At 42.1% G+C, this 11670-nt stretch carries 10 protein-coding genes and 1 pseudogene; 10 read left to right on the top strand and 1 reads right to left on the bottom strand.

What is annotated here, in order from left to right:
• The first annotated feature begins 733 nt into the window (after positions 1-733).
• The 3 genes from GT348_RS09660 to GT348_RS03015 are packed head-to-tail and all read left to right on the top strand — an operon-like array spanning position 734 to position 2423.
• Positions 734-1120 carry a PepSY-associated TM helix domain-containing protein gene (locus tag GT348_RS09660; RefSeq protein ID WP_160618455.1) on the top strand — a complete coding sequence of 129 codons (387 nt, stop codon included), beginning with the start codon at positions 734-736 and terminating at the stop codon, positions 1118-1120.
• Positions 1075-2145 (top strand): PepSY-associated TM helix domain-containing protein, encoded by a 1071-nt coding sequence (locus GT348_RS03020; RefSeq protein WP_256375728.1) that lies wholly within the window; start codon positions 1075-1077, stop codon positions 2143-2145. The genes GT348_RS09660 and GT348_RS03020 overlap by 46 nt, the downstream gene beginning before the upstream one ends.
• A complete protein-coding gene (locus GT348_RS03015; protein ID WP_160618453.1) occupies positions 2142-2423 on the top strand; it encodes a hypothetical protein in 282 nt (93 codons plus the stop codon). Before GT348_RS03020 ends, GT348_RS03015 begins: the two co-directional genes overlap by 4 nt.
• Here GT348_RS03015 and GT348_RS03010 read toward each other — a convergent pair.
• Positions 2377-4083, bottom strand: coding sequence for a tetratricopeptide repeat protein (locus GT348_RS03010; protein ID WP_160618452.1), 1707 nt, complete (start codon positions 4081-4083; stop codon positions 2377-2379). The two genes, GT348_RS03015 and GT348_RS03010, sit on opposite strands and share 47 nt — an antisense overlap.
• A 101-nt stretch (positions 4084-4184) precedes the next feature.
• Between GT348_RS03010 and GT348_RS03005 the strand changes: the two genes are divergently transcribed.
• From GT348_RS03005 to GT348_RS02980, 7 genes and pseudogenes are all read left to right on the top strand, one after another.
• Entirely contained in the window at positions 4185-5243 is a 1059-nt protein-coding gene (locus GT348_RS03005) for an L-dopachrome tautomerase-related protein (protein ID WP_160618451.1), read from the top strand.
• 20 nt (positions 5244-5263) lie between these two features.
• Positions 5264-6663 (top strand): annotated as a pseudogene (gene thrC, locus GT348_RS03000) (threonine synthase).
• Positions 6664-6687: 24 nt separating this feature from the next.
• A complete protein-coding gene (locus GT348_RS02995) occupies positions 6688-7950 on the top strand; it encodes a M16 family metallopeptidase (protein ID WP_160618450.1) in 1263 nt (420 codons plus the stop codon).
• Positions 7950-9296: a TldD/PmbA family protein gene (locus GT348_RS02990; RefSeq protein WP_160618449.1), complete on the top strand. Its 1347-nt coding sequence runs from the start codon at positions 7950-7952 to the stop codon at positions 9294-9296. Before GT348_RS02995 ends, GT348_RS02990 begins: the two co-directional genes overlap by 1 nt.
• Positions 9297-9299: 3 nt before the next feature.
• Positions 9300-10232, top strand: coding sequence for a Tim44 domain-containing protein (locus GT348_RS02985; protein WP_160618448.1), 933 nt, complete (start codon positions 9300-9302; stop codon positions 10230-10232).
• A 114-nt stretch (positions 10233-10346) separates the two neighbouring features.
• Positions 10347-10490 carry a metallopeptidase TldD-related protein gene (locus tag GT348_RS09655; RefSeq protein ID WP_369692623.1) on the top strand — a complete coding sequence of 48 codons (144 nt, stop codon included), beginning with the start codon at positions 10347-10349 and terminating at the stop codon, positions 10488-10490.
• Positions 10491-10581: 91 nt separating this feature from the next.
• Positions 10582-11661, top strand: coding sequence for a Tim44 domain-containing protein (locus tag GT348_RS02980; protein ID WP_160618447.1), 1080 nt, complete (start codon positions 10582-10584; stop codon positions 11659-11661).
• Positions 11662-11670: the final 9 nt, after the last annotated feature.

The raw sequence follows: 11670 nt of genomic DNA, 5'->3' as shown, positions 1-11670 counted from the left end.
TTACTAAAACCGATAAGTTAAAGGTTTTCAGTGTTTTTTGGCTTAATAACTAAATAAAAGGCCATGTTGGAAATGAATGGATATAAATTTCGGCGGCAGAGCTTCACTAAAAATATCTTTAGCTGGTTAGCTGGTTAGCTGGTTAGCTGGTTAGCTGGTTAGCTGGTTAGCTGGTTAGCTGGTTAGCTGGTTAGCTGGTTAGCTGGTTAGCTGGTTAGCTGGTTAGCTGTTAGCTGGTTAGCTGGTTAGCTGGTTAGCTGGTTAGCTGGTTAGCTGGTTAGCTGGTTAGCTGGTTAGCTGGTTAGCTGGTTAGCTGGTTAGCTGGTTAGCTGGTTAGCTGGTTAGCTGGTTAGCTGGTTAGCTGGTTAGCTGGTTAGCTGGTTAGCTGGTTAGCTGTTTGTTAGCTGGTTAGCTGGTTAGCTGGTTAGCTGGTTAGCTGGTTAGCTGGTTAGCTGGTTAGCTGGTTAGCTGGTTAGCTGGTTAGCTGGTTAGCTGGTTAGCTGGTTAGCTTAAAATATAATAAAAAAATCTTATTGAAAAAACAACTATAAAAAAATTATTTTTCTATAGTTACAAATATTATTACTTTATTTGTAAATTACTTTAGTTATACTAAGCATATATTACAACTCTTCATTTATATTTTTATCTTGAACAAACTAATCATCCTCTATAATGATTACGGAAATTTTTCTTCAAGGTTACTTATGCCCCCAAAGTCAGATCATGGTTGGTGTTTTGTCACAAATGGGTTGGCTATTACGCAGGTCTGATTCTTTTTGTCTTATTTTTTACAGGCAGCCTGGCTACATTTAACCTCGAACTTCAGCAGTGGATGCAACCTCAAACGGCTCTTAAAGCCCACTTAACCAAACAAGGCTTACAGCAAGCCGAAAAAATTTTTTATTCAGAGTTAGAAAAAAATAAATTCAGCTTTTTACGTCTTCCTTCTCGTCGAGATCCGGTCATACGCATATGGCATTTTGATGGTCATATATTTCATGGGCCTGCCCTAAACCCAAATACAGGAAAGATCATTCCTCAAAGTGACAATATCGGGGGGTATTTTTTGTTATCTTACATGATAATTTACATTTGCCGGCATTATGGGGATCTCTGATTATATTTATCGTATCAATCGGATTATTTATTACGTTAATTACAGGCACCTGGCTTCATATTAAAAAATTCATTTCCGATTTATGTCTTTTCCGCCCGTCGGCTCAGAAAATAAGGCGGTGGCTGGATTTCCATTTAATTATGGGGTGTATTTCTCTCCCTGCACTTATAATCATAAGTTTTTCCGGGATTTTTTTACAATATTATAAAATTAGTGCCTATTTCGAAGCCAGCCCGCCCATTACGACAACTCCCATACAAGCTATTCATGATAGCTCTTTAAATGAGCTTCTTAAAAAAGGTGAAAAAGAATGGGGCAATAGTGAAGGAAGTTTTTTTCTGCTTACACCTCAAGGCATAAATTTTATTCGGGGGGATGATACAAATTTTTGTGCGAATAGACCTCACATTAGTGCCAATGGTCTTTCAAGCCCCGTTCGGCTCAAATGCCCTACTCTGCGCCATTTCTTTCTGGGCATGCATGATTTGCACTGGGCTGATAGCAGCCTAAGAATAATCTATGGAATATTGGGTTTTATAGGGTCTGCTCTTATTGGAAGTGGCCTAATTCTTTTTTACAATAAAAATTATAATCAAAAATATAATAAAAACCGAAAACCCTTTTTATTTATTTCGCCTTTAATATATCGTGCCCTTAATAATGGCACTCTTATTGGACTTCCTTTAGCAAGTTTAGCGCTTTTATGGAGCGCACGGCTTGATGCTCCAAGTTTTTCTAACCATGATCAGTGGGAAATTCTTGTTTTTTCAAGCATTTGGATTAGTAGTTATCTTATTGCTCTTATTTTTAAAAACGGGTTTTACATATTAAATAGTTTCCTAGCGTTATCGGGACTTGGACTCTTTTTTATAGATATAATAACGCGCGGTTTTATCTCACCTCATTTGGCCGTTTTTATTATGATCGATATGGCTGCTTTCATTATAGGTCTAATTGGGCTTTATCCCCTGCTGAAACTATGTTTTTTCAGGAAAAATCTAGTAAAAAAGAGCCAGAAACTGTGAGCTTAACAATTTTTATATGCTGGGTTTTATGGGGAATATCACGCTTACGCCTTGCCCCTGCTCACAGGCCAATTTTATATTTTCTTGCTAGAATACCGCCTAAAATAGCCAATTTAGGTCTTTATATTTGCCCCATTACAAGCTTATCCATCATTGTCGTAAATAAAGATCTGAATGCCCTTTTCTTATGGTTTTTTGCCTGGCCGGTCGTAACCATTATTTTAACTCTGATCAATGCCTATCTCCTTGTCTGGACCAAGCCCAAAGAGCCTCTTTGATTTTTTCTATGGCAACGAACCATCTCGTCTGGTCAGATGTTTCATCAGAAGATGACTCATATAGTGTTACATTTTGATACCAAAAATGATGCTTCCACCGCCAGTCTCCTCCTCGTCGGTGCAATAACCATAAAGGCGTACCTATTGCACCCGCCATATTAGCAACCAAACTATCAATAGAAATAATTAAGGCGCATCGTTTAACAGCACGAGCCAGGTCAGTAATATTATGAAGAGGCGGTTTTTCCATCCATGTTGGGCACTCACCTTCACGCTGTAAATTTAAGAACCGAATATGAGGAATGTCTTTTAAAGGTTCTAATAGTTCAAGAGATAATGAACGCCTTTTATCGAAAGCATATTGAGGATTACCAGACCAGCTTAGACCAATTAAATCTGTCTCTTTTTCTCCCGGGATATTAAAATAAGGCTCTGACGATGGAGCTTCATTAATGTGCAGTACATAAGGCAGGCTATTAAGGCTTTGCCGTGCGACAATTTTATCTTTGGGAGAAGCTAGATTTTTTAAGTCCAAATTTGGCATAAATGACAATAATGTTTGAAATTCTGCCGGGCATTCAAGTTTTAGACGCCGCTTTTTAGCCGCCAAAGGAAGAAACCTCAAAAAGGTCAGACTATCTCCCAGCCCCCCTTCTAGTGATAAAGCAACGGCCCCTTCTCCTTCTGCACCATCCCAAAGAGGCAGGCTGGACTTCACTTTCGACTGCGTGAAAAAATGTCTTTTTTCATAACAATCCCATCCTTCCTGCCATAAGCCTTTTTCTAAGAGAATAGCGCTACGATTGAAACTTGCCTGTAATGCAAGTTCTGAATCTGGTGCCTTTTGTTCAATTGATAAAAATATTTCCTCCGCTTTATGACGCTCTCCAATTTCGTAATAAAAACTACCGATATTAAGACGTATGTGCAGATTTTCAGGATGTTTTTTTAATAAATTTTCAAAAATATTTTGCGCTTCTAAAATTTTACCTAGCGATAGCAAAGTAAGGGCTAATGATAAGAAAGTTTCATATTTTTCATTGCCTAATAAAACCGCTTTTTCCAAATTGATTTTAGCATCTTCCCATTGTGAGAGATGAAAAAGAACTGCACCAAGATTGGCATAAAAGCTTGTTTCAGAAGGGCAAAATTTAATGGCCTGTTTATAGGCTGAAGCAGCTTGCTCATATTGTTGCGCTTGAGCATAAGCCTCACCAAGCAAGCCCCAAATAACAGGCTCTTTTGAAGCTAATCTGACTGCCCTAGATAAAGCATTGGCTGCTTCTTCATATTTGCCCATTTGAAGAAAAACTTCTCCCAGCCCCGCATGTGCCGCTGCCTCTTCTGGAAAATAGGTAACCGAAAGTACAAAAGCTGAACGAGCTGCCTCATAATGAGTTTCCATCAATAAAGCGCGGCCCAGAGTTTGATATAATCTGCCTGCCAAAATTGGATCACGATCTGACAGAGAGGGTAAAATACGTCCGATAAGAGCTATGGTAGTTGCTGGTTTTTTCTGAATAAGGGCTATTGTTGCCAAAAGATGCACCCCTTGAGGGTCATCGGGATTTTGGGCCAAAAAATAACGCGTATATTGAGCAGCTTGATCAAGGGTTCCATCGTTAAAAGCCTGGCGGGCTTTTTCCAAGAAATTTGTCATTATGGAATGTACCCTTAAAAATGAACAAAAAGGATCTTAATAATCATTTAGAATGACTTATTGACCTTGCCAAATGATACAAAAAACACAAACATAGTAGTATGATTATGCCTTCATTGCTATTTCGCTCATCATTTGCACCTTTAGCGTGTTTATTTGTCCTTTATGGAACGCCGGCTTTTGCTACACAAACATCGGCATTGACCGCGGCAAAAGCGCCAGACCGGACGTCACAAACCTTACATATTTATGAGCTTCCTCAAGTTTCTGATATAATATCGCCGGTCATTACATCTCTTGCCGATGGCACAATTTATAGCCTAGACAAAGAAGGTAAAATTACAAATATTGACCTCAAAAATGGGCAAGTTCGCAATTTTTCAACCTTGCCGGGCTTTTCAGCTATCACTGGGAATGACAAAAGCCTGTGGGCAGTTTCTCAAGGCCCGGAGATCGAACTTTACAACATTTCCGGCAATGGTACGGTTTTAAGGCATATTTCCCTTCATAATGTTATTGTGGAAAAAAGCCGTTTTTCTGCGCTTCAGGTCAATGATGAATTTGCATTTTTGGCTGATGAAGGATCACCTGCCCTTGTTATTATTGACCTAAAATCAGGCAAGGCACGCCGTGTATTGGAATGGTCCCAAAGTCTGAGTGCTCAAAGACCCTATAAACGTGATGGCCAGCTTGAAAAAACAGCCAAAGGGCAGGTCAAAACTGGTGGAAATGTCCGTTATCTTGCACTCACCCATGATGGTAAAAGGCTTTTTTATCAAACACCTGCAGGGCCCTTTTACTCTATCGACACAGCCTTGCTGACTGACCCTTCATTAAGCCCTGCTGAGCTGCTTGAGGCCATGGATAAATGGCGCAATAAATATAGTATAGGTGGCCTGACAATCACAAAAGATGACACCTTATATATGATCGATGTTGAGCATGGCGATTTAATTGAAATTATCAAAAATCAACATCCTACACGCCTGGCACATGATTCCAGACTGACTCAGGCAGAGGACATGACACTTTGTACAACGCACCCTCATTCAAAAAGCGGGCTTATTGTGTTAACTAAAGCGCGTGACAAAAACTCAGCTAGCCCTGCCAATTCTTCTTTAGCAGCACCTCAGTTACTTGAAATTGACCTCCCTTCATGATTGCTACCGATAGAGATCTTATGCATTATCGATCTACGCGCGGCACTGATAATCATAGTGCCCTGCTTTTTTCTCATATCCTCCTTAGCGGCCTTGCACCTGATGGTGGTTTATATCTGCCAACTTCATGGCCTCAAATTTCACGCGAGACATTTAACCATTGGCGCGGTCTTTCCTACCCCGACCTGGTCGCTGAAATTTTGTCTCTATTCACAGCTGGCGACATTGAGCTTGACGCTCTTAAAGCTATGAGCCGAGAGGCATATAAGAATTTTTCCCACGCAGCAATTGTTCCGCTAAACGAAGTCGAAACGGGTCTTTTCTCGCTTGAATTATTTCATGGTCCAACTCTGGCTTTCAAAGACATGGCCATGCAGATGCTTGGCCAGCTATTTGAATATGTGCTGGAAAGAGAAGACCGATATGTCACGATCGTAGGTGCTACATCTGGTGATACGGGTTCGGCAGCCATTGAGGCATTTAAGGGCAAAAAACGCGTAAATATCGTTATTTTGCACCCCTAGGACGTACGTCAGAAGTACAGCGCAGACAAATGACAACTGTGCTGGATGATAACGTTCTCAATATCGCCATTGAAGGCGATTTTGATAATTGTCAGGACATGGTCAAAGCCATGTTTGCTGATTCAAACTTCCGGCAAAGCGTTTCTCTTTCTGCTGTAAATTCTATTAACTGGGCACGCATCGCCTGCCAAATTCCCTATTATATTCGCTCGGCATTGACATTAGGTGCCCCAGAACGCGCAGTCTCTTTTGCAGTGCCTACAGGTAATTTTGGCAATATATTAGCCGCATGGGCAGCTGGCCAGATGGGGTTACCCATTAGAAAATTGCAGGTTGGTTCTAATAAAAATGATATTCTGACCCGCTTTTTACTGAGTAATGACATGAGTGTTCAAGTCGTTGAACCTAGCCTGTCACCCTCAATGGACATTCAGGTTTCATCTAATTTTGAACGTCTCTTATTTGAAATGCTTGAGCAAGATCCGCATCGCTGTAATGCGATCATGCAGGAATTCAGACAAACGGGCCGCATGGCTGTTCCGCATGATGCTTGGGAAAAAATTCGCGAAAACTTTAATGCAACATGCCTAGATGACGAGCAGACTATTCAGGCAATGCGTCACTTCTTCGAAAACTCTCATTATATTGCCGACCCTCATAGTGCTATAGGCCTGGAAGCAGGACGTCAGTTTAAAGAGGCTGACATTGCTATGATCGTCGCCGCGACCGCACATCCTGCTAAATTTCCTGACGCAGTCAAAAAAGCAACAGGACAAGATGCAGCCTTACCGCCACATCTAGCAGATTTATTTGCACGTCAAGAGCGCTTTATTACTCTTCCTAATGATCTTGCTGCTGTGCAAAATGCAATAAAAGCGCATGTGCAAAACCAATAAATTATTTTTGAAAAATAGGCATTCATGAGTCCACTTATTGAACAAACGACCCTTAGCAATGGCCTGAGGATTGTAACAGAGCGCATCGAACGTGTAGAAACAGTCTCGTTTGGCGTTTATGTCGCTTCTGGCTCACGCCATGAAAACGCCTCTAATAATGGTGTTGCTCATTTTTTAGAGCATATGGCTTTTAAGGGCACAAAACGCCGGACAGCAGCTCAAATTGCTGAAGAGATAGAAAATGTCGGTGGGCATATTAATGCCTATACAGCACGTGAAAATACAGCCTATTACGTTAAACTGCTAAAAGAAGATCTTGCTCTAGGCATTGATATTCTCGGAGATATTTTAACACATAGTGTTTTTAGTCCCGATGAAATTGAGCGCGAAAGAGGCGTTATTTTACAAGAAATAGGGCAAGCTAACGATACACCAGACGATATTATCTTTGACTATTTCCAGGAACAGGCTTTTCCCAACCAACCAATGGGGCGCCCCATTTTAGGAAGTGAGGAAATTGTTCAATCAATGAGCCGGGACACGCTCATTTCTTATATGAATGAGCATTACAGCACCCATAACACTGTTATTGCTGCTGCTGGCAACCTCGAACATAAACAGGTCGTTGCACTAGTTGAAAAGCATTTTGCTGATCTGGCAACACATATCCCTCCTCAGGCTGTACCGTCTCAATATGTTGGGGGCATACATCAAACGCCACGTAAATTAGACCAGGTTCATTTTCTGTTAGGGTTCCCCTGCCCTGGCTATAGAAATGATGATTATTATGGCTCTATGGTTCTTTCCACTTTGCTCGGTGGAGGCATGTCATCACGTCTTTTTCAGGAAATTCGTGAAAAGCGCGGTTTAGTTTATAGCGTATATAGTTTTGCAAGTCCCTTTGATGATAATGGCATTTTCGGTCTATATGCAGGTACTGGCCCTGAAAAAACAGGTGAGCTTGTGCCAGCCATATTACATGAATTACGCCGGCTATTTGATGGGGTCACAACCGAAGAACTTGCACGCGCGCGCACTCAGCTAAAAGCTTCGCTACTTATGTCTCTAGAAAGTGCTGGAAGCCGCTGTGCACAAATTGGGCGGCAATTACAGCTTTATGGCCGCGTCATCCCCACAGCAGAAACTGTTGAACGCATCGATAATGTTACAGATGCTGACATCGTGCGTATTGCCCATAAAATTTTTAGTGCAGAGCCAACAGTCACGACGATGGGCCTGGCAGAAAATATCCCCACACCTCAAGAAATTCACGAGATACTTTCTTAATGAAGAATATTGACACGCTACTTAACCAGGCTCTTGAACAGGCTCGACTTTGTGGCGCCGATCAAGCTGATGCTATGATATCACAAAGTGAGAGCAATAGCGCTCTCGTCCGCAAAGGCGTTATTGAAGGTATCAAACATTCAGAACAGCTCGGTCTGGGGTTGCGTGTCTTTAAAGGAAAAAAGCTGGCTTTAATATCCAGTAATGACCTTTCAAAAGAAGCTCTTCGCCACTGTGCAGAGCGTGCCTGTGCCATGGCTGATGCTCTCCCTGACTCTCCTTATGATGGTCTTCCAGAAGCTTCACCAAAAAAACTTGATGCTCATGCTGTTGATCAGCTTGATTTGGTCGATAGAGAAACAGCCTTAGATACAAAATCTTTAGTAGAGCAAGCCTATGAGATGGAACAAATTGCTCTTGATCACAAGAATATCACCAATAGTAATGGCTCATCCGCTGGCTATGGTTCGAGCCTGACGGGATATGCCTCTACCAATGGTTTCCAGCATTATTTTAAACGCACTCATTTTAGTAGGGCCATAAGTGTCGTTGCTGGTCATGGTGAGGCAATGGAGCGTGATTATGCGAGCCATAGCGCCCTTCATTTTTCTGATCTCAGATCAATCGAAGAGCTTGGTCGTGAGGCTGCAGAACGCGCCTTACGCCGGCTAAATCCAAAAAAACCTAAAACAGCCTCTCTACCCCTTATATTTGATCGACGTGTTTCCCCTTCTTTAATAGGGCATTTAGTCAGTGCGCTTAATGGGGCCGCAATTGTTCAAAAAACTTCTTTTTTAACAGAAAAAATGGGACAGGATATTTTCTCACCTTCTGTCACGATTGAAGATAATCCATTACGCCTTAGAGGGCTTGGTTCTCGGCCTTTTGATATGGAAGGCAACCATACTACTCATTTAAATCTTGTTGAAAATGGCGCACTGAAAAATTGGCTGCTTGATACACGTTGTGCCCGCCAGTTGGGCTTACTATCTAATGGTCATGCAGTTAGATCATATAAATCAATGCCTCATCCTGGGGTCAGTAATGTGACATTACGCCCTGGTTCACTTTCACCAGAACAATTAATGAACGACGTTAGTGAAGGCATATTAATCACGGAAATGATGGGCAATGCAGTTAATCTTTTAACCGGAGATTATAGCCGCGGTGCTTCTGGTTTTATGATCAGAAACGGAAAAATCGCCGAGCCTCTCTCCGGGTTTACCATTGCTGGTAATTTAAATGATATGTTTGCTCGGCTAGAACCAGGCAATGACCTTTTCATTGAACACATCATCAACGCCCCTTCTGTCCGAATTGACGGAATGACTATTGCAGGACTTTAATTCATGGGTAAATTTTCACGCTCTCTTCTATTAGGCTTGCTGACAGTACCTCTGCTCATTCAGACACCCGATAGTTTGGCCCGTGCAGGCAGGGGTTCTTCTTTCGGTAGCCGCGGCTTACATACATGGAGTGCTCCCAAAAGAACCTCCATTACCCCTAACTGGTCACGGCCCATGGAGCGTTCCGTAACACCGCGCCAACCTGCTACAAGAGCTCCATATGGCGCTGGCCCTGGCATGATGGGACGCTCTCCTATGGCCGGCGCCTACCGCCCCTCTTTTGCAGCCCGTCACCCTATTATGACAGGACTTGCTGGCGGCTTTCTTGGAGCTGGTTTATTTGGTCTTTTAAGCGGACATGGTTTTTTGGGAGGCTTTTCCAATGGCTGGTCTTTTTTTGGAATCATAATTCAGGTTCTGATTATCGTCTTCTTTATTTCACTAATCAGACGGTTATGGAGAAGGCCATCTCAACCTAGCACTATGACAAACATGCCAAATACAGGCTTTGAGCCACAGCAGACTATGCCAGTTTCATTAGGGGCTGAAGATTACAATGTTTTTCAAACGCTGCTTTTAAACATACAGGCAGCCTGGAGTGCCCAAAACCTAAACGCCATCAAGGCCATGACAACCCCTGAAATGGCACAATATTTCAGCGAGCAACTTTCTGATTTAGCAAGTCGTGGTGCACGTAATATAGTTTCTAACGTGCAATTCTTACAGGGTGATTTATCAGAAGCATGGCGTGAGGGTAGCTTTACCTATGCCACAGTTGCAATGCGTTATTCTCTTCTTGATGTCACTACAGACAGCTTGGGTAATGTCATTGATGGCAGCCAGACTGAACCGCAAACCGTTACCGAGCTTTGGACTTTTGTCCGTGCTGATGGAAGGGGAAATTGGGTTCTCTCTGCCATTCAACAAGCTGGATAAGACTAAAAAAGGCCCCGTTACTCGGGGCCTTTTTACAATGACAGAACAAGTTTACCCTAGACGCAAAAATAAAAAAAACGCTTTAGCGAAGTCGAAAAATAACAATATTAAAATATGAAAATGATGAACCATGTAGTTAATCTTCTAACTAAAGATTATAACTGTGGTGCTTTTGGGTTCATGATGAGAAACGGAAAAGTTTCTGAGTCTTTTTCTGGTTTTATCATTGCTGGTGATTTAAAAAATTTACTCACTTAATTATAACCAGGCAGTGATCTTTTTATTAAATACATCATCAACGCCCCTTCTGTCCAAATTGACAGAAATGACTATTGCGGAACTTTAATCCATGGGTAAATTTTCATGTTTTTTTATATTAGGCTTGCTAACAGTACTTCTGCTCATTCAGTCACCCTATAGTTTAGCCCGTGCAGGCAGGGGATCTTCTTTTGGAAGCCGGGGCTCTCATACATGGAGTTCTCCTAGTAGGACATATAGCACCCCACATTGGTCAGCTCCCATAGAGCGTTCGGTAACACCGCGCCAGCCCACTATAGACACGCCACATGACACTAGCACGGTGGAACGCTCGCACACACGAATCATCCCTAAAACAACGCCAATTCTTCCGCGTTCTCATTCTCATCGCACGGAGCCTTTAGATTCACCTCGTCAATCTGATACTGAAACCAGCAATGGAACTAATTCTAGCGCACCAGAAATGCTGGAACGCTTTTCCATAACTAAGGCTCATCGCCCCTCTTATGCTGATCGTCATCCAGTTAGGGCAGGATTTACTGGAGGATTTTTTGGTGCCGGTTTATTTGGCCTTTTAAGTGGAGATGGTCTCTTTGGAGGCTTTTCTAACGGGTGGTCAGTTTTTGGAATTTTAACTCAATTTTTGGTTATCATTTTCTTCGTTACCTTTGTTATAGAAATGCGCAAAGGGTCAGACCAATCTAACGCTGCAACGCAAAGTCTGAATGCATTTAAGGAAAATCTTGAACAAAAACTTGATATGCTCCTTTCAATAAAGTTCCAAGATTACATCACGTTTCAGGCTTTGCTTTTAAATATACAAGCCGCCTGGAGTGCTCAAAATCTAAACGCCATTAGAGCCATGACAACCCCCGAAATGGCACAATATTTCAACGAGCAGCTTGCCGATTTAGCAAATCGCGGTGCACGTAATATAGTTTCTAACGTGCAATTCTTACATGGTGATTTATCAGAAACGTGGCGTGAAGGTCGCTTTACATATGCCACAGTCGCGATGCGTTATTCTCTTTTTGATGTCACTATAGATAGCTTGGGTAATGTCATTGATGGTAGCCACACTGAGCCGCAAACCATTACCGAATTATGGACTTTTGTCCGTACTTATAGAAGAGGAAATTGGGTTCTCTCTGCTATTCAACAGGCTGGATAAGACTAAAAA

Origin of the sequence: Aristophania vespae, assembly GCF_009906835.1 — a bacterium.
GTDB lineage: Bacteria > Pseudomonadota > Alphaproteobacteria > Acetobacterales > Acetobacteraceae > Aristophania > Aristophania vespae.
Note: the sequence above shows the minus strand (reverse complement) of the source record. Positions and strands in the feature narration are given on the sequence as shown.

What these genes read in the sequence shown, in the direction of transcription:
- GT348_RS03010 (WP_160618452.1), bottom strand. Translation starts at nt 4,083, where the DNA reads ATGACAAATTTCTTGGAAAAAGCCCGCCAGGCTTTTAACGATGGAACC.
- GT348_RS03005 (WP_160618451.1), top strand. Translation starts at nt 4,185, where the DNA reads ATGATTATGCCTTCATTGCTATTTCGCTCATCATTTGCACCTTTAGCG.
- GT348_RS02995 (WP_160618450.1), top strand. Translation starts at nt 6,688, where the DNA reads ATGAGTCCACTTATTGAACAAACGACCCTTAGCAATGGCCTGAGGATT.
- GT348_RS02990 (WP_160618449.1), top strand. Translation starts at nt 7,950, where the DNA reads ATGAAGAATATTGACACGCTACTTAACCAGGCTCTTGAACAGGCTCGA.
- GT348_RS02985 (WP_160618448.1), top strand. Translation starts at nt 9,300, where the DNA reads ATGGGTAAATTTTCACGCTCTCTTCTATTAGGCTTGCTGACAGTACCT.
- GT348_RS09655 (WP_369692623.1), top strand. Translation starts at nt 10,347, where the DNA reads ATGAAAATGATGAACCATGTAGTTAATCTTCTAACTAAAGATTATAAC.
- GT348_RS02980 (WP_160618447.1), top strand. Translation starts at nt 10,582, where the DNA reads ATGGGTAAATTTTCATGTTTTTTTATATTAGGCTTGCTAACAGTACTT.